The following is a 23,081-nucleotide window of genomic DNA, read 5'->3' as shown; positions in this document are numbered from 1 at the left end:
CATAGGCGCGCGTCAACGCCGTCTGCTGAGGTAGTGCAACTCGGCCTCCTGATTAGACCCCTTCCGTTGCATACGGTTATCGATCTGGCTCATGAATTCCCCGAGCCGCGGTCATAAGATGCCGCGAGCCACAACTTCAATGAAGTTGGCTTGGATGCTGAAGCGCCAGCGGAGCAACGCCCGCCGATGCGCGCGAAAAAAAGCAGCGCCATGCGCAAAAAATGATGCTTTTCGGGCTCATCATTATTCCCTACTCCCTATCGAAGCAGCTGACGAAAGGGGACGACCGCATGCCCACGCCGTTTTACTGGAACGAGCTCAATACATATGATTTTGCCGGCCTCTCCCCCGATACCACGATTGCCGTTCTGCCCATCGCCTCGACGGAACAGCACGGCCCGCATCTGCCGATCGCAACGGATGTCGCGATTGCGACCGGCATGCTGGCGGAGCTGAAGAGGCAGCGGCCGGAGGATCTGGACATGCTGGTGCTTCCGACACAGGAGATCGGCAAGGCCAACGAACACATCTACGGCCCCGGCACGCTGTCGCTCGGTGCCGAGCTGCTCATCCCCGTCTGGACGGCGATCGGCGCAAAGGTTGCCGAAGCCGGGCTGCGGAAGATGGTGATCGTCAATTCCCACGGCGGCAATGTCGACATCATGAGCATCGTCGCGCGCGAACTGCGCGTGCGCTATCAAATGGCGGTGGTCTCCACGCAATGGGGCCGTTTCGGCCACCCGGAAGGCATGGTCAGCGATCACGAGAGCAAATACGGCATCCACGGCGGCGATGTCGAGACATCGTTGATGCTGCATTTCCGCCCCGAGCTGGTGCGGATGGACAAGGCCCAGAACTTTGCCTCGAAGGCCGAAGGGATGCGGCAGCAATCCAAATTTCTTCAGCCTCTGCCGCCGCATTCGCTTGCCTGGATCGCGCATGACCTCAATCCCTTCGGCGTGGTCGGCGATGCCTCGATTGCCACTGCCGAAAAGGGTGAGGCGATCTGCCGCCATCAGGTCAAGGGGTTCGTCGAGATGCTCCGGGACCTCAAGGCCTATCCGCTTTCGAATCTCTATGTGAAATAGGCTCAGCCGCGGGTTTCACATCCGGTGGGATATGACCTTTGGCCTGCAATTCCTGCACCAGGCCGAGCAGTTCGGCGAGCAGATATTCGACGAAAAGGCTGGTGGCCGCGTCAAGCGGCGCGCGGGCACGCGCAAACAGCTTCATCTGCTGGTAACGCGCATGCGGCTCGGCGATCGGCCGGAAGACGAGTTCACCGCGCCGGCATTCGGTGATGACATCAAGCGGATTGAGCAGCGTCAGCCCGGTGCCGCATTTGACCAGTTGCTTCAGCATCTCCGATGCATTGGTTTCCAGCACCGGCTCGACCGAAATGGGTAGGCGCGCAAAAGCAAGGTTGATCACTTCGCGCAGGCTGGTGCCCGGCTGCGCCAGAACCAGTTTTTCCTGGGTGACATCGGCAAGGTTGATCGGCCCGGGACCGATTAGCTGATGCCCCGGCGGCAGCACGACACCGATCGGGATATCGAAATTTCCGAGCGTGCGGATGCCGGGCGTGGCGGGGATGTTGAAGCCGAGACCGATATCCACCTCGCCTGATACAACGGGGCTGGCCGTCGTGCCGCCGGTGTCGTTGCGCAGTTGGACGAAGACGCGCGGATGCTCTGAAAGAAAACGCGCGATGATTTCGGGCAGCGGCCCGGCGGCAAGCCCAACGGTGGTCACCATGCGCACCTTGCCGGCCTGCTGCATCTTGAGGCTGCGGATGCGCCCCTCCAGGCGCTCGTAATTCTTCAGCACGTCGCGGATATGCTCGATGCAGAGTTCGCCGGCAGCTGTCAGCCGCAAGCCACGCGGCAGCCGCTCGAAAAGCGGCGCCCCGATCTCCTCCTCCAGCGCCAAAATCTGCCTGTTGACCGCCGATGACGCAACATTGAGGCGCGCGGCCGCCTTGCGGATCGAACCGCAACGGGCAATCTCGTTGATGTAAAGAAGGCGTCTGGAGTGCAGCATGGTCTCTCCGATGCATAAATTTTGCGCAGGGCGCACAAATTATTTTCAGCTTTCCGACAGATGCCGAAAAGGCATCAATGCGCACGAATTTTGATGCTTTTCAAAGCGCATGGCAATGGCTCAAATTCCCTCAAAAGGAGGCCGAGCAAGGCCTCCCTCGGTCAAAAAGGGGAACTGCCGACCATGTTGAAAGCACAGACGAAGACGCAATTCCTGGGCTGCCTCGGCCTCGCTTCGATGCTTGCCGCCGCCTCGCCGGCGCTTGCCCTCGACAAGGTGAGCTACGGGACGAACTGGCTTGCCCAGGCGGAACATGGCGGCTTCTACCAAGCCGTCGCCGACGGCACCTATGCAAAATACGGCCTCGACGTCACCATCGTCCAGGGCGGCCCGAATGCTGCAAACAGCGCGCTGCTGATTTCCGGCAAGCTCGATTTCTACATGGGTGGTCCTCAGGGAGAAATATCCGCCGTCGAGCAGGGCATCCCGCTGGTCGATGTCGCCGCGATCTTCCAAAAGGATCCGCAGGTGCTGATCGCCCATCCGGATAACGGCGTCGACACGTTCGAGGACCTCGCCAAGCTGAAAACGCTGTTCCTCAGCAAGGACGGCTACCTCACCTATTTCGAATGGATGAAGGCCAACTTCAAAGGCTTCAAGGACGAGCAGTACAAGCCCTATAACTTCAGTCCCGCCCCCTTCCTCGCAGACAAGGAGTCTGCCCAGCAGGGGTACCTGACCTCCGAACCCTACGAGATCCAGAAGCAGGCAGGCTTTGAGCCGAAGGTCTTCCTGCTCGCCGACAACGGCTACTCGCCCTATTCGACGATGATCACGACAACACAGGCGATGATCGACAGCAAGTCCGATGTCGTGCAGCGCTTCGTCGATGCCTCGATCGAGGGCTGGTACAACTACCTCCATGGCGACAACACCAAGGCGAACGCGCTGATCAAGAAGGACAATCCTGAAATAACGGATGGCCAGATCGCCTATTCGATCACCAAGATGAAGGAATACGGCATCATCGAATCCGGCGATAGCCTCGACAAGGGCATCGGCTGCATCACTGACGCCCATTACAAGAAGTTCTTCGACGAGATGACCGCCATCAAGGTGTTCAAGGCCGATACCGATTACACCAAGGCCTTCACGACGAAGTTCGTCTGCAAGGGCGCCGGAATGGCACTGAAGAAGTAGGCCGACCGACGGTTCTCCTGGTCCGCCATTGAGGATGTGGCGGGCCGTATCCTCCCGCATGACGAGACAGCTATGCTCCCAGCAGAAGCCCAGGCGGTATCCCCGAAAGAGACGCGCAAGCGGCCGCTTGTTATCATGCAGTCGGTCTCGAAGGTCTTTTCCAGCGGCACTGTCGCCCTTTCGAACATGTCGCTCACGGTCGAAAGCGGCGAGTTCGTCAGCCTGCTCGGTCCTTCCGGCTGCGGCAAGTCGACGGCGCTGCGCATCATCGCCGGTCTCGGCGATGTCACCTCGGGAACGATCGACTGGCCGAGTTCGCGCATCAATTCCAGAGGTCTGCCGGAGGGCGATATCGGCTTCGTCTTCCAGGAGCCGACGTTGATGCCCTGGAAGAATGTGTTCGACAATGTCCATCTGCCGCTGAGGTTGAGGCGCGTTTCGAAGGCCGCCGCGCATGATCAGATCATGGAAGTGCTAACCACCGTCGGCCTGCAGGATTTTGCCAAGGCCTATCCGCGCGAACTTTCCGGCGGCATGAAGATGCGCGTCTCGATCGCCCGTGCGCTGGTGACGAAGCCGAAGCTGCTGCTGATGGACGAGCCTTTCGCCGCGCTCGATGAGATCACCCGGCAGAAGCTCAACGACGACGTGCTGCGGCTGTGGAAGGCGACCGGCATTACGGTGATTTTCGTGACGCATTCGGTCTTCGAGTCCGCCTATCTCTCGAACCGCATCGTCGTGATGAAGGCAAGGCCCGGGCGCGTGCATGCCGACGTGCCGCTGCTCATCAGCCTCGAACGCGACGCGCACTACCGCACCTCGGAGGAATACCGCAAGGCCTGCGAAACGGTGTCGCATTCGCTGATCGGGGCGATCAATTCGGCAGGGGATCATTGATGAGTGACGAAACAGACACATCGCCGCTGCTCATTAAGGGTACCGCAAGCGCAAGGCGCCGCGATCTTGCGCTGCGCATCGCCATCCCCTTCCTCGTTATCGCCCTGATGATCCTCGTCTGGTACGCCTATGTGAAACTGTCCGGCGTGCCGCCCTATATCCTGCCAGGACCGGCCGCTGTGGCAAACGCCTTCGTGACGGATTGGGGTACGCTGGCCCCTGCCCTCTGGGTCACCACCAAGATCACCTTCATGTCGCTGATGCTGGCGCTTGTCGGCGGCGTCGGCTTTGCGATCTTTCTCGTGCAGTCGCGCTGGGTCGAGCTTGCCTTCTATCCCCTTGCCGTCATCCTGCAGGTAACGCCGATCGTCGCCATCTCGCCGCTGATCCTGATCTATGCGCCGTCGACGCAGGTCGCGCTGCTGATCTGCGCCTTCCTCGTCGCCTTTTTCCCGATCCTTTCGAATATGGTCCAGGGACTGAAGAGCGTCGACCATAATCTGATCAACCTCTTCGAGCTCTACGGCGCCTCGCGCTGGCAGACGCTGCTCTTTCTCAAACTGCCTGCCGCCCAACCCTATTTCATGACCGGCCTCAGGATCGGCGGTGGCCTTGCGCTGATCGCCGCCGTCGTCGCGGAATTTGCCGCAGGTTCGGCCGGTGCCGGTTCCGGCCTCGCCTTCCGCCTGCTCGAAGCGCAGTACCGGATGAACATCCCGCGGCTCTTCGCCGCCCTGTTGATGCTCTCCATGCTTGGCGTAGCGATCTTCGGCCTCACCACCCTCATCGCCTGGCTGAGCCTCCACCGCTGGCATGAGAGCAGCATTAAACGGGAAAACTGATGACCTATTCCTTCATATCCCCGCCGAATGCTGCCCGCTTCGTGCTGAGCAATGCGACAGTGCCCGCCGCCACCCTCGAACATATCGACGTGCCGGTCACGGAAGGGCTGGCCACGGTCGATATCGTCATCAGCGACGGCATGATTGCCGCCATCCGGCCGGCCGGCGCCGCACCCGCCGATTATGCCAGGACCGATCTCAGGGACGGCATGGTCTGGCCGTGCTTTGCCGATATCCATACCCATCTCGACAAGGGCCATATCTGGCCGCGCCAGGCCAATCCCGACGGTAGCTTCATGGGTGCGCTCGATGCCGTCAGGGCCGACCGTGAAGCCAACTGGTCGGCGGCAGACGTCAAACGGCGCATGGAATTCTCGCTCCGCTCCGCCTATGCCCATGGCACCAGCCTGATCCGCACGCACCTGGATTCGCTTGCGCCCCAGCATCGCATCTCCTTCGAGGTATTTGCCGAAATCCGGGATGCCTGGAAAGACAGGATCGCATTGCAGGCGGTTGCCCTCTTCCCGCTGGATGCCATGGCAGACAGCACCTTCTTTACCGATCTCGTCACAACAATCCGACAGACCGGCGGCCTGCTTGGCGGCGTCACCCGGATGGGGCCGGAGCTTGTCTGGCAGCTCGACACGCTCTTCAGGACTGCCGCGGAGCATGGCCTTGATGTCGATCTGCATGTCGACGAGACGGATGATCGCGGCGCCGAGACGCTGAGGGCAATCGCTGAGGCCGTGCTGCGCAACGGGTTCGAGGGCAAGGTGACCGCCGGCCATTGCTGCTCGCTCGCCCGCCAGGACGAAGACACCGCCGCGCGCACCGTCGAGTTGGTTGCCAAGGCAGGTGTCGCGGTCATCGCGCTGCCGATGTGCAATATGTATCTGCAGGACCGCTATCCCGGCCGCACCCCGCGTTGGCGCGGTGTCACCCTGTTCAAGGAGCTGGCCGCTGCCGGTGTCGCGACCGCGGTCGCATCCGACAATACCCGCGACCCCTTCTATGCCTATGGCGATCTCGATCCGGTGGAGGTCTTCCGCGAAGCCGTGCGGATTCTGCATCTCGACCACCCGCTCGATACCGCCGCCCGTGTCGTCACCACCTCGCCCGCCGCCATCGTCGGGCGACCGGACAAGGGCCGTATCGCCGCCGGCGATCCCGCCGATCTCGTGCTCTTCAGCGCGCGGCGCTGGAGTGAATTCCTGTCCCGTCCTCAGGCTGACCGCGTCGTGCTTCGCCGCGGCAAGGTGATCGACCGCAGCCTGCCGGATTACCGTGAACTCGATAGCGTCGTTGGAGCCTGACATGGCCGATTATCAGAAGATCAAAAAGGACCTCGAAGGCATCGCCGTCGAGGACAATCCAGCGCTCGTTCGCCAGAAGAGCCGGGATTTCTATTGGTACTCGCCGATCCTGAAGGCGCAGCTCGACAATGTGACGGCCGATCTCGTCGTCACGCCGAAGACCGAGGAAGAGGTCATAAGGACGCTGAAGGTCGCCTATGCCCATGGCGTGCCGGTCACGCCGCGCGGCGCCGGCACCGGCAATTACGGCCAGGCCATGCCGCTTTCCGGCGGTATCGTGCTGAACCTTGCGGCGATGGACAAGATCAAGGAGATCCATCCCGGCCGTGTCGTCTGCGAACCGGGCATCGTACTTGCCCAACTCGACAAGCAGACCAAGGCCCATTCCGGCCAGGAGCTGCGCTTCCACCCCTCCACCGCGCAGACGGCGACGGTCGGCGGTTTCATCGCCGGCGGCTCGGGCGGCGTCGGCTCGATCACCTGGGGCGGCTTGCGCGATCTCGGAAATATACTGCGCCTGCGCGTCGTCACCATGGAAGCCGAACCGCGCGTGCTCGACCTCACCGGCTGGGATCTGCAGAAGGTGAGCCACGCCTATGGCACAAACGGCATCATCACCGAGATCGAGATGCCGCTTGCGCCCGCCTATGACTGGGTCGATGTGCTCGTCGGCTACGACGACTTCATGGAAGCGGTGCGCTTCTCCGACGCATTGGCGAAATGCAACGGCATCCTCGTCAAGGAGATCGCGCCGATCGCCGCTCCCATTCCTTACGACTATTTCACCCGCCACAAGCCCTATATCCGTCATGGTCAGTCGATCGTCGTGCTGATGATCGCACCACACTCCATGGATGCCTTTCTCGCCTTCACGGCGGCGCAGAAGGGCGAGATCATGTTCCGCTCCGACAAGGTGGAAAGCATGCGCGGCATCCCGCATGCCTACGAGCTTGCCTGGAACCACACGACATTGCGTGCGCTGAAGGTCGACCCGAGCTTCACCTATCTGCAGGTGCAATATCCGGGACCGGATCACGTCGCCAAGGTTCGGAAGATGGTCGAAATCTTTGGTGACGAAGTGCCGGGTCATCTCGAATTCATCAAATTCGACGGCCAGATCCAGTGCTCCGGCCTGCCGCTGGTGCGCTATACCACCGAGGAGCGGCTGGAGGAGATTATCAAGATCCACCAGGACAATGGATGCCCGATCTTCAATCCGCACCGCTATACGCTGGAAGAGGGCGGCATGAAGCGCACCGACGCAGTTCAGCTCGCTTTCAAGCAGGAAACCGATCCGAAGGGCCTGCTCAATCCCGGCAAGATGATCGCGTGGGAGAATCCCGATTTCGATTTCAACGCCGGCAAGAACTACCTCTTCCCTGGCCTGGCGGCCCTGATGGAGGCCTCATGAGGGTTCTCGTCCTCCACTCTCACCCGGTCGAGGAAAGTTACGGCAAGGCGCTTTACCGGCAAACGGTCGAGAGCCTGCAGAAGGCCGGGCATATGGTGGATGGCTGCGATCTCTATGAAGAGCAGTTCGATCCGGTGCTCTCGCGCCGCGACCGGCTCGTCTATCACGACTATCCGGAAAATCTGAAGCTGGTGGAATCGCATGTCGAAAGGTTGAAGGCGGCCGAGGGGCTGGTGATCTGCACCCCGATCTGGAACTTCGGCTTTCCGGCGATCCTCAAGGGATACTTCGACCGCGTGTGGCTGCCGGGCGTTTCCTTCGAGCTGGTCAACGGCAAGGTGGAATCGCGGCTGCGCCACATCCGCAAGCTCGCGGCCGTCCTGACTTACGGCGCAACGCCCTTCCGGGCCTTTGCAGCCGGCAACCCGCCGAAGAAAATCGTCAAGCGCGTGCTGAGGGCGCAGATCAATCCGGTGAGGCCGGTGACGTTCCTCGCCCATTACGACATGAACAATTGCACGCCGGAAACGCGGGCAAAATTCCTCGTCCGTGTCGGAGACGCGATGGAGCGCTTTTAGAAGATTTTCGCCGCCGTCACTTCCACTTCGACCAGGAACTCAGGGCGCGTAAAGCCGCCGATGACGAGCAAGGTGGAAACCGGCTTCGGATCGAGCGTATAGCGATCCCGTACGGCCATATAGGCCGGGAAGTCCTCGCGGCGGGTGACGAAGCCCGAAATACGGATGACGTCGGCAAAACTCATTTCCGCCTCTTCGAGGATCGCCTTGACCGCCTCGAAGCAGAGTTCCGCCTGAGCAGTGACGTCGCTCGGAACAGCATCGTCGAGACCGATACCAAGCTGGCCCGACGTGACGAGAAGCGATGCGCCGGGCGGCACCAGCAGGCCGTGATTATAATTTCCAAAGGGCCGGCGCACCGAGGCCGGATTGAAGGTCTTTTTCATCGATCTCTCTGAAATTTTCCCATAGGTTCGAAGTCCCGTGACCCTACAGGATGCGTCGGGATATGAGAATATCGCCGTCTTCCATGTGTCTTGCGACAAAAGAGGGAGGACCGTGGCAGTATCACTTCGGGCTATCGGACTTGCGCTCGCCTGAATTTCAGCCAAAATCCTGATTGTAATACGCAGGCCCCTGACAGCAGTGCGGCGTGCTTGAAAGATATTCATTTCATAAATCAAAGATGATTTCAGATTGATAGCAGCGTGGCGGCGACAATCGACCCGCCGAGACTGAACAATTCGAGTTTAGATCCATCTTCACGGCGTGGATGCGACATGACTTTCGTGGAATCGCAAGGGGACAGAAAGTATCGGACCAGTGAGCGAGTGGGCCGACTCGTTGAGTGCTCATCGCTGCAGGTCGAGCTCCGGCGTTTCGATCCGGGCTGGCAGGTCGACCTTACACTCGAATGCACGGAGATAGCCGTCCTGCTCTCGGGCCAGTCGAAGATCAGGTGGACCGGTGACGGTCACAGACAGGAGGCTATCGCTCGTCCCGGCGTCGCCTGGATATGTCCGGCGGGTGTCCATGAGAGCGATGTAGAAATCATCGGCACCATGCCCGAGTCCCTGCACATCTTCCTGCCGCCGTCGCTCGTCGGTGAGAACGCGCTTTCGAACTTTGACATCGACCCGGCCAGGGTGCAGCTCGCCTATGCGGGCGGCGTCCCCGATCCCATGGTGCTGCATATCGGCCAGCTTTTTCGCGGTTTGTTGAACAGAAGCCTGGAGCCGACCGATCGACTCTTCCTCGACGGCATTCAGATGGCGCTGGTGGCGCACCTGCTCGGCACCTATTCGTCTGGTCGGTGGCATCCTGCCGCGCGGGTCCCGACCATCGATCCAAAAAGGCTGCGACGCGTCTTCGATTTCATCGAAGCCCGCATCGCCGCAGAGATCTTGCTGAATGACCTTGCTGCCGAGGCCTGCCTTAGTCCCTTTCATTTTGCCCGTATGTTTCGCAAGGCCACCGGCCTGACCCCGCATCGCTACGTCACCGAGCGACGGATCGAGGCGGCCAAGGAAAAGCTGCGGCTTGCGCGATCCTCGCTCGTGGAGATCGCGCTCGATACCGGCTTCGGCTCGCAGGCGAATTTCACGCGCGTCTTTCGCAAGATGACCGGTTTGACGCCCGGCCAGTACCGCGCGCTCATCACCGATTAGAGCAATTCCAGGAAAAGTGCGAAGCGGTTTTCCCAGGCAAAGCGCGAAGCGGTTTTGCCGGGAATTGCGTAAAACAAGAGGATAGAGCGATATCCGCCTGCCGGAGCCCACACGCCGGAGCGCAAGATTTGCGCATAGCGCAGCAAGAGCTGAAAATACTGCAAAACCCTTTTCGGCCTACACCTGTCTCATCGAGCGGGGGCCTTAGTCCCCAAACGAAAAGAGGAGGCAGGCAGATGATTACCATTGACGACGCTCGCCGGATCATCGCCGCAGGCGAGTCGCGGGCTAAAGAAATCGGCGTGCCGGTCAATATCACGGTCCTGGACGCCGGAGCCCATCTCAAGGCGTTCAGCCGAATGGACGGCGCCGTGCTCGGCTCGATCGACCTTGCTATGGGTAAAGCCCGGACGGCCGTATTGTTTCAAACGACAAGCGAGGCCGTCTGGGAATATTGCAAGCCCGGCGCTCCCGCCCATGCCCTCGAATTATCCAACGGCGGCCTGGCTCCCTTTCCCGGTGGCATCTCGCTTTTCGCCCGCGACGGCACGGTGATCGGCGCCGTTGGCGTTTCCGGTGGAGCGGTTCCGCAGGATCTGGAAATCGCGCAGGCAGCGGCTGCAGCCGTCGCGTGATGCTTGTGCCGACCCTTGATTTTGACCAACCCCAAAGTATCGAAAGGAATGTCGCATGACCAAGACCATTTTGATCACCGGTGCAGGCTCCGGCTTCGGCAAGGCTGCCGCCATCGGCATGGCAAAGAACGGCCATAGCATCATCGCGACCACGCAGGTTTCGTCACAGGTCACGCCGCTGCGCGAGGAAATCGCCGCCCTCGGACTCAAGGACTTCCGCGTCGAGCGTCTCGACCTCACCGACCCCTACGACATCAAGCAGGCGCAGGGTTGGGACTTTGACGTCCTCTGGAACAATGCCGGCATGGGCGAAGCCGGCCCGGTCTGGGAGATCCCGATCGAGCTCGTTCGAAAGAACTACGAAGTCAACGTCTTCCTGCCGCTGGTGCTGACCCAGGGCGTCGTCCAGAAATGGGTGCGCGAACGCAAGAAGGGCAAGGTGGTCTTCACGTCCTCGATGGGCGGCCTCTTCACTCCGGCCAACTGGGGCACCTATGTCTCCACCAAGCACGCTTTGGAATCGATCGCCGAGGCGCTGCAGCAGGAACTCGCCCCCTACGGCATCAAGATCCAGACGATTAATCCGGGCGCCTACTACACCGGCTACAACGAGACGATGGCCGACAATCCGTTCCGCTGGCTGGATGACAGCAAGAATTTCACCAAGCGCGCAGATCTGCGCAAGGGCTTCGACGATTTCTTCGCCACCCCCGAAGGTAAGATGGACCCGAAGGAAATGATCGACCGCATGATCGACGTCGTTCCGGCCGACACCGGCAGGTTCCGCAACGTGGTTCCGAAGGTCGTCGAGGACATGCTGAAGGAGCATCAGCTGAGAGCCTGGGAAAACCAGATCTGATCAGAGTTTTTGGCGGCGAGCGCTGCAAGCGGCACTCGGCCAGCGGGTGTCGCGCCACCAACCCGATCCTCGGAGGAAACCATGTCCACCACTGCAACCGCAACTGTCCGCAGCCCGGAATCCTTTGTTCGCCGCATTTTCAACGCTGCCCTCGGCATCGCCGCCACCATTCTGGCTATGGGTGGGTTGGAGGCGCGCGCCGCATCGCAGACGCTGACCGAAACCGAACGCCGCAACAAGACGACCGTCGAGGCCGGCTTTGAAGCGTGGGCGGCCGGCACAGGCAGCCCGTATGACCTTCTCGCCGACGACGCCCGCTGGACGATCGAGGGTTATTCGCTGGCATCGAAGACCTATCCCAGTCGCGAGGCTTTCTTGCGCGAGGTGATCCGCCCGTTTAACGCCCGCATGAAGGCGCCGTTGAAGCCCGCGATCCGCAACGTCTATGCCGACGGCGACACTGTGATCGTCTTTTTCGACGCCCGCGGCATCGCCCGCGACGGAGAGCCCTACGCCAACACCTATGCCTGGTTCCTCGACATGCGCGACGGCCGTATCGTCCGCGCCTCGGCCTTCTTCGACTCGGTCGTGTTCAACGCGTTCTGGACCCGCGTGACGCCGGCCGAATAGCTGGAACGGCCACATACTGGATCCATGCAGCAATCGTCAGGACGGCAGTTCAAGTAGCGCGTGTATCTGATCTGACGTCAGCCCCGCGTCATCTTTGCGTCACGCGCCGCGAAGCGACCAGGTGGATTGGCCTATTGCCTTCGAAGGCCCGTCCGCTGCTGCGCTGCCCGTCCGCGGCACTTTTGTCGTCGTCCAATTGAAACTGATTGACCAGATCCCGCAGGCGGCCCGCCTCGGAGGACAATGAGGCAACGGCAGCCGTCGACTGCTCGACCATCGCCGCATTTTGCTGGGTCGCCTGGTCCATTTGATTGACGGCCGTGTTGATCTCGGCAAGTCCAGTCGACTGCTCGCGCGCCGATGTGGCAATCGCATCCATGAGTTGGTTGATCTGGACGACGTACTCACCGATCGACTTGAGCGACGTTCCGGTTTCAAGAACCAGTTTCACGCCATTTTCCACATCAGTCGATGACTTTTGAATAAAGCCTTTGATTTCCTTGGCCGCTTGAGCGGCTCGCTGGGCAAGCTCGCGGACTTCCTGGGCGACAACGGCAAAACCCTTACCCGCCTCACCCGCACGGGCAGCCTCAACGCCGGCGTTCAGCGCAAGCAGGTTCGTCTGAAAGGCGATTTCATCAATTGCACCGATGATGTTCGAAATCTGCTGTGAACTGTCCTCGATGCGTCGCATGGCCCCTTCCGCCTGCGAGACGACCGCTGCCGACCGCTGAGCACTGATATCGGCTTCTTTGGCGACATTGCGCGCCTCGTCGGTGCGTTTGGTCGCCATCATCACATTCGACGTGATCTCTTCCAGGGCTGCGGCCGTCTCCTCGAGAGAGGCGGCTTGTTGTTCGGTACGCTTGGAAAGATCCTGCGCGGCAGATGCAATCTCACCAGTACCATTATCGATGCTGTATACCGTCTGGAGCACGGCGCCGATCGTCGCGCCTAATTGACGGAGCGAAGCGTTGAAGTCTTCGCGCAAGGCTTCGTATTCGGCCGCAAATTGCTCCGAAAGCTGGAAGGATATGTCACCTGATGCAAGCCGCCGGAGACCTTCGCCCAATGTCGTGGTCGCGAAGCGCAATTGTTCCGCCTCGCGTTCGGCGCGCTGCTGGGCTGCGGCGCGCGCTGCCTCGCTCTCGCTGCGGGATTCAGCGGCTTCCTTCTCGAGCCTGACAACGTTGAGAGCATTCTGACGAAAGATTTCAACCGCGCCGGCCATTTCGCCGACTTCGTCGGCGCGACCGGCATAGGGAATATCGCTGTCAAGATCGCCATCCGACAAGCGCCTCATGGCGGAGGCGATGCTTCGGATTGGGTTGGCTATGCCCGATATTGCAAACAAGATGCCGGCTACTGCAAGAAGCACGGCCAGCGATGCGATCGCGGCCGTCAGCATGAAAGCGGATTGCGCGGAAGCACCGCTCTCGGCCACAAAGCCTTCGGCCTGGCTGAGAATGAAAGTGACCAGATCCGCCACCGCCTTGTTCACCAGCTCGGCTTGTGGCTCCATATTTTCCTTGAAATGACGGATTGCTTCAGGCGTCTTCCCGTCATTTTCAAGCGCGATCATTTGTTCTGCCAGCGCGCGATATTTGGCGAGTTCCGGCTTCATCTGGTTGATCAGTTCGCGTCCACGCTCGGTGCGGACACCCCTTTCGTATTCGGTGACGACTTTCTCGACCGCGGCGCCGGCGGCATCGATTTTTTGTTGTCCGACCATCCGCTCCTCCGCCGTATCCTCCAGGAGGTACTGGGCATAGACCAGTTTCAGGTCGAGGAAGTCATCCTTGATCTCGCGAGCCGTCACAAGCCGCTGCATCCAGAAGGTGCCGATCTGCTCGGTATTGGCACGAAGCGTCGAAATCGTGCTCAGCGAGACATAGGACAGGCTAACCATGAACAGAGTGATGATCGACAGCTTTAAGATCAGGGCTTGCTTGATACTCGGGCGTTTCATGCGGGTCTCCTCGACGATAGCTGGGACGAGCGGCGTGCCGGCTGATGTAAGATCTCGCACCGGATTCCATAATTTAGTATTAACTAAACAATGTTCCCGCCTCATTTGCGAAGATCTTCTGAGTTGACCAATACTTCCGCGATCAATTAAACGCGTTACGACCCTGAGTTCTTGAAAATTCAGGGAGATAGCAGCCACGGCGAGCGAAAATGCACCAACCTGAAGATCATCCTGCCGGCATTGAAATCGCGCTTTGGCCGTATTCCAAGATCGAAGGAGACTGGAACCGCTGGATGCAGTCGCTTTCACCGGATGAACGGGAGCGCGCTGCGACGTACCGTTTCGAACGAGATCGGACCTCGTTCATTGCCGGCCGGTATCTCCTGCGGCGGCTGTTGAGTGCGCATACCGGGACATCGCCCAGCAAGCTCCTGTTGTCCCCGGACAACCGTGGCAAGCTGAGGCTTGAGGGGCGTGAGAGGCCGCATTTCAGCCTCGCAAATACCGACGGGCTTGTGGCGGTCGCTGTCGCTTCAGGATGTGACCACCTGGGAATAGACTGCGAACGCGCCGACACCGAGATCGAAGCGGCGGCAGTGGATAGCTATTGCAGTGCAGACGAACGGCGCTGCCTTGCGGAATTGCCTGCGCGCGAACGCACGCGCGCGGCCATTGCACTCTGGACGCTCAAGGAGAGCCATCTGAAGGCACTCGGCGTCGGGCTGCGCGAGAATCCCCGCAACGTCGCCTTTTCCTGGAAGGATGGTATCCCAGTCATGGTCGATGGTGGCGATCGCGATCGGCGATGGCATCACCGTCTGGTCGAAAGCGGCAGCCAGCACGTCGTCGCGCTGGCTGCCTGCTCTCAATCCGGGCTCCCCGGCATTTCGACGCACCTATTTCAGGACGATAGCATGCCGTCCGAATAGCCGGCTCGGAGCTGATGAGGCATTGCGGAAGCGGTCTCCGTCGCCCAGGCCAATTGCCCGTTGTCGGGTTCCGCATCGAAATGCTGCCGGCCGAGAAGCGTATTGACGATGGTTGCGCTGCGCCAGGCCATGAGGCTGAGCTGAGAATCGGCGATACCATGCGAGTATCGCCCCGCATTCTGCGCAAACAGCCGGTTGGCCCTCGGACCCGTCCACTGCATCGTGTAGTTGTCATTGAGAAGCGGGTAACCGTTTCTGTCGAGCGTTATCCTGTCGCCCAGTGAGCCGAGAGCATCCGGCAATCGGAACCGGTAGCCGGTTGCCAGAACCACCGCATCCGCATGAAGCACCTCGATCCCACCGTCGAATTGGTTCCTGACGATGAGCCGATAGGCATTGCCGTTCCGCTCCATCTGGATCACATCGCGATTTGGCGCCAGAGATGCGTTGAGCGTGCTCGGTTCGAGATAGCGCAATGCATAGAGGCGGCGATAGATCGCGTGTATCGTCGAAATCGACAAGCCGTCGCTGGTCAGGATCGAATTTTTCAAAGCGGCTTGCTTCTGCTCGCCGCCGAGCTTCAGATAGGCCTGCACGTATTCTGGTGAGAAGACCTGGTTCGAAAACGGCGTGTCGTTGATCGGCTCGAAATTGTGACGCCGGCTAATCCATGTCAGCTCCTTCATGGAACCGGGATCAGCAAGCAGGGCTTCGACAACCTCACCGCCGCTTTGACCGCCGCCGACCACGACGATGCGGGCAGCGCCGAGATCGCTGAGACGCGATTTGGCCTCGCTGTTGTGAAAGCAATCAGCACCCAGAAACGGTTTTGCCCAGTCGGGCACGAAGGGTGAAGATCCCGTGCCGATCACCAGGTTTCGCGCCTCCTCCTGCCCGCTGTCGAACCGCAGGAAGAAGCGGTCGTCGCGATGCTCGACGTCACGGATCTCCGTGCCAAAGCGCAGGCCGTCCAACCCGTTGGCCACCCAGGCGAGATAACGTGCAAACTCCTGCCGGGGAACGGCCTCATAATTGGCGTTCAGGAAGGCGTAGAGCCTCTTATGGGCAACCAGATAGGAGACGAATGACCAGCGACTGGTCGGCAGGACCGGGGTGACGAGGTCTTTCAGAAAGGACGATTGCAACTCGACGCCGGGCATCATCATGCCGGGATGCCAGTCGAACGCGTCTCGTCGCTCGAAGAAACGGCTTCTGATCTCGGGCACCGACTCGAACAGGCAAGCGAGGCTCAGATTGGAGGGGCCGATGCCGATGCCGGCAATATCCAGCGGCTCGGTATCCCTGCGGGCAAAAGCGACGGTCATGCGATATCCTTCTCTGTTTCCTTGAGACGCAGGGCAAGCCTTGAGTGGAAGGCGGGAGACCCGATCATGTGCAGATGGTTGGTGCCGGTGATGATTTCGGCCGCGCGCGCCCGCGGCGACAGGCGGCGCCAGTCGATCAGGTTGAGGCCGCGGTTGAGGCTGTCGTCGGCAGCCCAGGGATAGATCGGCACATCGTGAGGAACGAGCCGGTGCTTGCGGAAGATCAGGGCATTGTCGATCAGCACCCAAAACGTATGCTCGCGACTGCTGATATCGGGCCCGTCGTTTGGAAGCGGGTCCTTTTCGTCGCCGACAAAGCGCAAGAACTGATCGTAAGTATCCGCGTCCATCGTCGACAGCAGCCGGTCCCATTCGGGACGCATCGCCGTTTTCCCAAGCCATGCCTCTACGTCTCGATGAAGCTCATCGCGCTCGCCCGGCCGGAAGCTCGGCTTTGCGCCGATCGCGAATTCCGATCCGAGATCGCAGACATCGACCATCGCCATCATCCTGACGTCGACCTCATCACCGAGGGCGCGGGCAGCCTCATAGGCCAGAAGCCCGCCCCACGACCAGCCGAGGAAAAAGCAGGGCGCTCCCTGGCTATGCGTCCTGATGTAATCGACATAGCTCTCGATGATCTCTTCGACCGGAGCGCCGACGGCCTTTTTCTCGGAAAGCGAGTGGCAAATGAAACCGGTCGCCGGCTGATCGGCGCCGAGATAGTCGACGAGCTTGACATATTCACGGGTGCTGACGAGAAGGCCTGGGAAGCAATAGAGCCGCGGCTTGGCGCCGGAAGCACGTAGCACGATCACCTCGGACAGATCCCGCTGGTCCCCCTGCTCCATCACCCCGGTAAACGAGCGTATGGTCGGGTTGTTGAAGATATCGGCAACGATGAGCGGCGTTTTCGGCCGGCGCTGCCGGAGCAACGAAAGGATACGGATCGCGCCGAGCGAATTGCCGCCGATCGCAAAGAAATTGTCCTCGACGCTGATTGCCTCCAGCTTGAGAACCTGCCGCCAGACATCCAGCACCTCCTCTTCGAGCGCGGTCGCCGGCTCGACGATTGTGCGTTTGACCGGTTGTGGCGCCGGCAGCGCGAAGCGATCGAGCTTGCTGTTCGGATTGGTCGGCATTTTCTCCAGTTCGACCACGGCAGCCGGCACCATGTAGGACGGCAGGCTGCGTTCGAGCCCGGCGCGGATCGTCTCGACGTCCAACGTCTCGGCTTTCTTCCGAACGACGTAGGCAACGAGCGCCTTGTCACCGCCGGCATCGTCATCGCGCAGGACCACCAGGGCTTCGCCGACGCCGGGCTGCTGGAGCAGAGCCGCTTCGATCTCGCCGAGCTCGATCCGGTAGCCGCGAAGCTTCACCTGATGGTCGACACGACCGACGAATTCGACGGTTCCGTCATCACGCCAACGCGTCAGATCGCCGGAGCGATAAAGCCGGCCGCCCTCCGTGAAGAACGGATCGGGGATGAAGCGGTCCGCCGTCGTGTCCGGCTTGCCGAGATAGCCGCGTGCGATACCCTCGCCGCCGATATAGAGTTCGCCCGTCACGCCGATCGGGCACGGATTGAGATCGGGGTCGAGCACATAGACGCGCCTTAACCCGACAGCGCGACCGAGCGGAGCATAGACCCCCTGAAACTTCGTGCCGGCCCTCACCTTCCAGACCATCGGCGTCATGATCGTTTCGGTCGGCCCGTAGCCGTTGATCAGCCATTCCGATTTCAGCGCCCGCGACAGAAGATCGAAGGTCGGCTGCGCCAGCCCCTCGCCGCCGAAGGAGTAAAGCCGCATCGGGGGCGCGCCGTCGGTAATATCGGCCCATTCCGCCAGTTGCTGCAGATAGGTTGTGGGAATGCTCGCATTGTTGGCGCCGTGCTTGCGCATGGCCGTCAATGTCTCTTCCGGCGTCCACAGCGGCTGGTCGGGAAGAATGATACTACCGCCCTCCATCAGCGGGTTCATCCATCGCTCATGCCCGCCATCCGAGCTGAAAGGCAGGAACGGCAGCTCCCGGGAGGCCGAGCTCATGCCGTAGACACGCGAGGTGTTCTGCAGATGGTGCGTCAGCGGGCCGTGCTCGACGGCCACGCCCTTCGGCAACCCCGTCGATCCTGACGTGTACATGACATAGGCGAGCTGATCCTTGTGAGTGGGAATATCAAGCGGCGTATCCGGCTCGCCGTCGAGGTCGATCTTGTCGAGTTCGAGGATAGTGGTGTCGAGCTCTTCCGGCAGCCGATGGCGAAGCCAGCTATGGGTCAGAACGATTTTGACACCGCCATCGCGCAGAATGTGATGGTTGCGGACCGGCGGATGGTCGGGCTCGACCGGGATATAGGCACCGCCCGCCTTCAGCGTCGCGAGGATCCCGACGATGGCCTCGGGCGAGCGCTTGATGAAGATGGCGACTGTCACCTCGGCGCGAACGCCCAGATGCCGCAGCCGATGTGCGAGGCGGTTGGTGCTGGCCTCCAGCCAACCATGGCTCCATTCCTCGTCGCCGTAGACGATCGCCGTCTTCTCCGGCGTCTGGCGCGAATGGGCTGATATCAGCTCGTGGACCGGCCTGTCATCGTTGACGACTTCGTCTTCGTAGGGCGCCGACAACTGGTCGAGCTCGTCGCTGCCGACGAGTTCGATGTCCTTGATCCGCACATTGTCACGCGCGACGATCTGCTCGAGCACAAGGATGAAATGCCGCGAGATACGGGCAATCAGGGCGCTGTCGTAGAGATCCTGTGCATAATCGATCAGCCCGGATGCAGTACCATCCAGACGTGCCTCGATCACCAGGGAAAGCTCGCTGTCGGCACGCGCCCCCAACGGTTCCAGATTTGTTGCCTGCCCGGGGACCGGATACGTCTCACGGAATTCGAACAGCGCCTTGACCATGGCTTCCTGGGCAGCCGCTTCGTCGACGACCAGCTCCTGGGTGATGCGCTCCAGCGGAACGAGCCGGGCGAGCCCCTCCTCCGTTGCCGATGAGATCGCTGCGATGACATCGTCGAGAGAGCTTTTTGATTTCAGCGACAGGATGAGGGGAAGGACCTGTTCGGCACGGCCGCGGTTCGCAAGGTGCTCCTTCTGCGGCCGCGCGATCAGGAGCCCGGTCAGCAAAGCATAGTTGCCGCTGTAGCGTGCCAGCAGCGCGCAAAAGGCGGCGTGAAGCACGCGCTCGACCTGATATCCCTTATGCTGCGCATGTCGACCGAACTTTTCCCAGAGATCGGGCTCGATCGAAAATCGGTGCTGAGCGCGCGCCACACCTGCCAGCCCGCCGCTGTTGAAGCGGGTGGGAAAGGTGGAGGCCGAATAATCGAGGCCGATCGTGTTCCGCCAATAGGAAAGGGATTCCTGCGCCTGCTCGGTCTGCAGCCATTCAGCCTCCCGCGTTCCGGCCAAGATTTCGGCCAGCTGCGTGTCGCCGGCGGGTGCACCGTCGAGAATGCGCGTCAGGGAGCCGGCAAGAATAGACTTCTCGCGATCGTCCGAGATCACTGGATGAAGCACGATCGTCAGAAGCGACTGCCCATCGGACAGCAAGACAATCTGAACACGCGCCGGTGGACCAGCAAGGAGATCGAAGCGCCCCTCGCGGAAGGCTTTCTGGGCGGCCAACGCATCGGCCTCCGCAAGAGCAGCGCCTTCGCCGACAATCTCGATCGGTACTGCGGTCAATGCGCCGCAGTATTGCTCGACGCGGCCGCCTGCCAGCCGGCGGAACCGTGTGGCAAGGGAGGGATGCTGCGCCACGAGCGTCCGGCAGGCGCCGGCAATGGTCTTGACGTCGACCGCCGGGCTCAGTCGCAGCGAAATGACCTGGTCGGGAAACACCGTGCCGTTGCCGATCTGCTCCAGCGACCAGATACGCTTCTGCGCGATCGTCAGCGGGAAGCTCTCGAAGACCGCGTCCGTTGCGACATCGGTCGGGTAGGCATCTGCGAAGTTTGTGATCTGTTTGTTCATCCGTGCCATCCAGCCGTTTTCAGAGATGCGCATCGGCGGCGATTGCCGAGCGCAAAGAGAGGGGGCGCGGATCCGCCCAGACGTCAGCGATATGCGCCAGGCATTGCTGGCGCGAACCGGCAAAACCCGCCGGCTCCCAGCCCAGGGGAATCCGCTTGTCCTGCGGCCAGACCGAGTAGCGACGCTCGGTGTCGATGACGGCGATCCAGAGATCGTCGTGAGGGTCAAGATTATCCATTCGCAGCTCCTGCGGTGATGATGGTCATGCGCAAGTGACGGATCCGGCAGGCTGCAGTTTAGAAAATTGATGAGAATTTTTTTCTTCGCTTACCCCTAAACCCAGCGGGAGATGGATCGTCATTCTACTAAATCGGCGCAAGAGCACGCTTCATGCTCGCAGCGCCAAAAGCCCGACCGGTCCTCGACCGGCCAAGGAGAACATCATGGATTTCGACGCCGTCAAACCAAGGCGCGCTCTGCAGTCGCGCAGCTACGTCAGCCTCGCCCCCAATCTCATCCACCTCAAGACCGCTTACGGCCACCACGAAGCCGCATTCGAGGTCGAGGCCGGCATCGCGTCGGTGACCTTCTACCATGGCGATCCGGTGCAATCGGCAGAGCTTCTCATGGCGGCGGCCGAAGCCGTGACGGCGGAAGATCGCTCGATCACCTCAGTCGTCTTCGAAGGGCATCAGACAAGTCTTCCCAGACACATTGCGGATGCAAGCGGAGGGCTCGATTCGGCGATCCTGTGGCAATGGCCCTCACTGTGGCTGCCGCAGCTCTCCTATCCGCTGCCGCCCGTGCAGGAGATGACCGCGGGCCGGTATCATCCGCGTCGACCCGCAAAGCCGAAGGGCACGATTTACAGACGTTTCATCCCCTGGCTGGAGCGGGAAATCACCTTCACGGTGGCCGATCCGGAGACCGATCTTGCAGCATTTCATCGCTGGATGAACGACGAACAGGTCAACACGATCTGGGAGGATGCGGGTTCGATCGACAAGCACCGGAAGATCCTGGAAGAAAGGATCGCAGATCCGCATGTCCTGCCGCTGATCGGCAGTTTCACGGACATTCCCTTCGGCTATTTCGAAGTCTATTGGGCGAAAGAGAACCGGCTCGGCCCCTTTTACGACGCCGACGACTATGATCGTGGATGGCACGTGGCGATCGGCGAGCCCGGCTATCGCGGCAAGAAATGGATCAGCGCATGGCTTCCCTCGCTGATGCATTTCATCTTCCTCGACGATCCTCGCACGAAACGCATCGTCGGCGAGCCGCGCGCCAGTCACGAGCAGCAGATCCGCAACCTCGACCGTTCGGGTTTTGCCAAAGTCAAGCATTTCGATTTTCCGCATAAGCGGGCGCTCCTGGTGATGCTCGGCCGCGAGCGTTTCTTCGGTGATCGTCTCTGGGTGCCCGCAACATGAACGCTATGAGCGACGTCAGCGGCAGCTTCCGGAGACGGCAGCGCCTCGCACCGGAAGACCTTGCCAGCCCTGAGCTTTTCAGGCTGCTGCTTCGGCTCGGACTGCCGGCCATGTTCGGCCTGTCGATCAACGCCGCCCATCATACGATCAACATGATCTTCGTCGGAATGATCGGTGAAGACCAGATCGCGGCGATCATGATCGTCTTGCCGGTCCTCATGCTCATCGCCGCCTTCGGCGAAGGGATCGGCGTCGGTGTCGCAACGGAGATCGGACGCACGCTCGGCGCCGGCAACCGATCCCGGGCCGGCGCCATTGCCTCGATCAGCCTTGCAGCCGGTGTCGCTTTCGGCGCGGCCAGCGCTGTCGCAATCGTCGCATTTCCAGATCTATTGCTGTTCGGCGCCACGCCTGCCCTCCAGCCGCTCGCGCAACATTATCTGATGATCATTGCGGTCTCGGTGCCGCTGACGATGGCGCAGATCATTCTCGATTTCCTGGCGATCGCAGAGGGCAATGCCCGCTTCAGCATGTGGACGCTGGTCGCCTGCTTTGCGCTGAACATGATCCTCGACCCGATCATGATCTTCGGCTTCGGCCTCGGCCTGCAGGGCGTTGCGATCGCAACCATCCTGTCCCAGCTCGTCGCGCTTTGCATCTATGCTGCCTACCACGCCAGGCGACTGGGGACGGTCCGGCTGACGTTTGGCTGGCGGTGGAGAGATATCGGCTATCTCAAACCTGTGCTTGCTGTGGGCGCACCGACGACACTGACCAGCCTCGCAACCGCAGGCGCGATTGCGGCCGTGGTATCGCTCGCCGGCACCTATCACGGAGAAGCCGGCATCGCCGGCGTCGGAATTGCCTTGCGGCTGCTGGCGGTCGGAACCCTCCCCGTCATCGGCATCTCACTCGGAGCCCAGTCGATCCTGAGCTTTGCCTGGGGTCGGGGCGATACGGCCCGGATGCTGTCGGCAGCCCGCATCCTCACAGTGGTCACAACTGCCGTGAGTGGCGCCTATGGATTGGCCGCGCTCGTTTTCTCCGAAGAACTTGCCTCGTTCTTCACCGACGATGCGATGGTGATCGGGATCGCAGGGCAAGCGATCATCGCGACCCATCTTCCCCTCCTGCTGTTCGGTCTGCGGCAAACGGTGCTGATCCTCTTCCAGGCTCAGGGCAGACCGAAAGCGGCGGTTGCCATCGGTCTGGCGCAGAATGGCTATTTTCTCTTTCCGCTGCTTGCTCTTCTGCCGCCGTTCTTCGGCTTTTCAGGCTTGCTGGCAGCAATATTCCTGGCCTCTGCCTTGACCGGCCTGCTGTCGGCCGTCTGCCTGGCGAGGACGCTCAGCGCGCTCCGGCAGCGCTCTGCCGACCATCTGACCTCCATCCGTCCATATCCCAGCTTTTGTCCATGAGAGGAT

20 protein-coding genes are annotated in these 23,081 nt (G+C 60.9%); 14 read left to right on the top strand and 6 right to left on the bottom strand.

The features are described 5' to 3' along the window. Positions 1-221: 221 nt before the first annotated feature. Positions 222-1,088 (top strand): creatininase family protein, encoded by an 867-nt coding sequence (locus OLZ32_RS11650; RefSeq protein WP_264396129.1) that lies wholly within the window; start codon positions 222-224, stop codon positions 1,086-1,088. Here the strand turns inward: OLZ32_RS11650 and OLZ32_RS11645 are convergent. Continuing rightward, positions 1,051-2,040 (bottom strand): LysR family transcriptional regulator, encoded by a 990-nt coding sequence (locus OLZ32_RS11645; RefSeq protein WP_264396128.1) that lies wholly within the window; start codon positions 2,038-2,040, stop codon positions 1,051-1,053. The genes OLZ32_RS11650 and OLZ32_RS11645 overlap by 38 nt on opposite strands. Positions 2,041-2,223: 183 nt before the next feature. On the opposite strand from OLZ32_RS11645, the gene OLZ32_RS11640 reads away from it, so the two are divergent. The 6 genes from OLZ32_RS11640 (at position 2,224) to OLZ32_RS11615 (ending at position 8,281) form a co-directional block, all read left to right on the top strand. Beyond that, positions 2,224-3,240, top strand: coding sequence for an ABC transporter substrate-binding protein (locus tag OLZ32_RS11640; protein WP_264396127.1), 1,017 nt, complete (start codon positions 2,224-2,226; stop codon positions 3,238-3,240). Positions 3,241-3,312: 72 nt separating this feature from the next. Then, complete coding sequence (locus OLZ32_RS11635) at positions 3,313-4,137, top strand: ABC transporter ATP-binding protein (protein WP_264421146.1); 825 nt, start codon at positions 3,313-3,315, stop codon at positions 4,135-4,137. Then, positions 4,137-4,979 (top strand): ABC transporter permease, encoded by an 843-nt coding sequence (locus OLZ32_RS11630; protein WP_003562365.1) that lies wholly within the window; start codon positions 4,137-4,139, stop codon positions 4,977-4,979. Before OLZ32_RS11635 ends, OLZ32_RS11630 begins: the two co-directional genes overlap by 1 nt. Then, positions 4,979-6,292: a cytosine deaminase gene (locus OLZ32_RS11625; protein ID WP_264396125.1), complete on the top strand. Its 1,314-nt coding sequence runs from the start codon at positions 4,979-4,981 to the stop codon at positions 6,290-6,292. The genes OLZ32_RS11630 and OLZ32_RS11625 overlap by 1 nt, the downstream gene beginning before the upstream one ends. A 1-nt stretch (position 6,293) precedes the next feature. Next, on the top strand, positions 6,294-7,703 hold the full coding sequence (locus OLZ32_RS11620) for an FAD-binding oxidoreductase (RefSeq protein ID WP_264396124.1): 1,410 nt from the start codon (positions 6,294-6,296) through the stop codon (positions 7,701-7,703). Continuing rightward, positions 7,700-8,281: an NAD(P)H-dependent oxidoreductase gene (locus OLZ32_RS11615; RefSeq protein WP_264396123.1), complete on the top strand. Its 582-nt coding sequence runs from the start codon at positions 7,700-7,702 to the stop codon at positions 8,279-8,281. The genes OLZ32_RS11620 and OLZ32_RS11615 overlap by 4 nt, the downstream gene beginning before the upstream one ends. Here the strand turns inward: OLZ32_RS11615 and OLZ32_RS11610 are convergent. Further along, positions 8,278-8,667: a RidA family protein gene (locus tag OLZ32_RS11610; RefSeq protein ID WP_264396122.1), complete on the bottom strand. Its 390-nt coding sequence runs from the start codon at positions 8,665-8,667 to the stop codon at positions 8,278-8,280. The genes OLZ32_RS11615 and OLZ32_RS11610 overlap by 4 nt on opposite strands. 333 nt (positions 8,668-9,000) lie before the next feature. Between OLZ32_RS11610 and OLZ32_RS11605 the strand changes: the two genes are divergently transcribed. The 4 genes from OLZ32_RS11605 to OLZ32_RS11590 all read left to right on the top strand — a co-directional run bounded on the left by OLZ32_RS11605 (position 9,001) and on the right by OLZ32_RS11590 (position 12,012). Continuing rightward, positions 9,001-9,888: an AraC family transcriptional regulator gene (locus OLZ32_RS11605; RefSeq protein WP_264396293.1), complete on the top strand. Its 888-nt coding sequence runs from the start codon at positions 9,001-9,003 to the stop codon at positions 9,886-9,888. 236 nt (positions 9,889-10,124) lie between these two features. Beyond that, complete coding sequence (locus OLZ32_RS11600; protein WP_164069002.1) at positions 10,125-10,523, top strand: GlcG/HbpS family heme-binding protein; 399 nt, start codon at positions 10,125-10,127, stop codon at positions 10,521-10,523. 55 nt (positions 10,524-10,578) lie between these two features. Beyond that, positions 10,579-11,382, top strand: a complete 804-nt coding sequence (locus OLZ32_RS11595) for an SDR family oxidoreductase (protein ID WP_264396121.1) — start codon at positions 10,579-10,581, stop codon at positions 11,380-11,382. A gap of 81 nt (positions 11,383-11,463) precedes the next feature. Next, entirely contained in the window at positions 11,464-12,012 is a 549-nt protein-coding gene (locus OLZ32_RS11590) for a nuclear transport factor 2 family protein (RefSeq protein ID WP_017991738.1), read from the top strand. Between the two features lie 88 nt (positions 12,013-12,100). Here OLZ32_RS11590 and OLZ32_RS11585 read toward each other — a convergent pair whose 3' ends face one another. Then, on the bottom strand, positions 12,101-13,981 hold the full coding sequence (locus OLZ32_RS11585) for a HAMP domain-containing methyl-accepting chemotaxis protein (RefSeq protein ID WP_264396292.1): 1,881 nt from the start codon (positions 13,979-13,981) through the stop codon (positions 12,101-12,103). Positions 13,982-14,190: 209 nt separating this feature from the next. Here OLZ32_RS11585 and OLZ32_RS11580 point away from each other — a divergent pair, with 209 nt between their 5' ends. Further along, positions 14,191-14,910 (top strand): 4'-phosphopantetheinyl transferase family protein, encoded by a 720-nt coding sequence (locus tag OLZ32_RS11580; protein WP_264396120.1) that lies wholly within the window; start codon positions 14,191-14,193, stop codon positions 14,908-14,910. Here OLZ32_RS11580 and OLZ32_RS11575 read toward each other — a convergent pair. From OLZ32_RS11575 to OLZ32_RS11565, 3 genes are read right to left on the bottom strand one after another with little or no spacing between them, the layout of a single operon-like run. Beyond that, a complete protein-coding gene (locus OLZ32_RS11575) occupies positions 14,883-16,235 on the bottom strand; it encodes a lysine N(6)-hydroxylase/L-ornithine N(5)-oxygenase family protein (protein ID WP_264396119.1) in 1,353 nt (450 codons plus the stop codon). The genes OLZ32_RS11580 and OLZ32_RS11575 overlap by 28 nt on opposite strands. Further along, entirely contained in the window at positions 16,232-20,224 is a 3,993-nt protein-coding gene (locus OLZ32_RS11570) for an amino acid adenylation domain-containing protein (protein WP_264396118.1), read from the bottom strand. Before OLZ32_RS11570 ends, OLZ32_RS11575 begins: the two co-directional genes overlap by 4 nt. 19 nt (positions 20,225-20,243) lie before the next feature. After that, positions 20,244-20,462, bottom strand: coding sequence for an MbtH family protein (locus tag OLZ32_RS11565; RefSeq protein ID WP_264396117.1), 219 nt, complete (start codon positions 20,460-20,462; stop codon positions 20,244-20,246). Positions 20,463-20,667: 205 nt separating this feature from the next. Between OLZ32_RS11565 and OLZ32_RS11560 the strand changes: the two genes are divergently transcribed. Continuing rightward, the gene (locus OLZ32_RS11560) at positions 20,668-21,657 is read left to right on the top strand and encodes a GNAT family N-acetyltransferase (RefSeq protein WP_264421144.1); all 990 of its coding nucleotides are present in this window, start codon (positions 20,668-20,670) and stop codon (positions 21,655-21,657) included. Next, entirely contained in the window at positions 21,654-23,075 is a 1,422-nt protein-coding gene (locus OLZ32_RS11555) for an MATE family efflux transporter (protein ID WP_264396115.1), read from the top strand. The genes OLZ32_RS11560 and OLZ32_RS11555 overlap by 4 nt, the downstream gene beginning before the upstream one ends. The last annotated feature ends 6 nt before the right edge of the window (positions 23,076-23,081 follow it).

This window comes from Rhizobium acaciae (assembly GCF_025941625.1).
Classification (GTDB): domain Bacteria; phylum Pseudomonadota; class Alphaproteobacteria; order Rhizobiales; family Rhizobiaceae; genus Rhizobium; species Rhizobium acaciae.
Note: the sequence above shows the minus strand (reverse complement) of the source record. Positions and strands in the feature narration are given on the sequence as shown.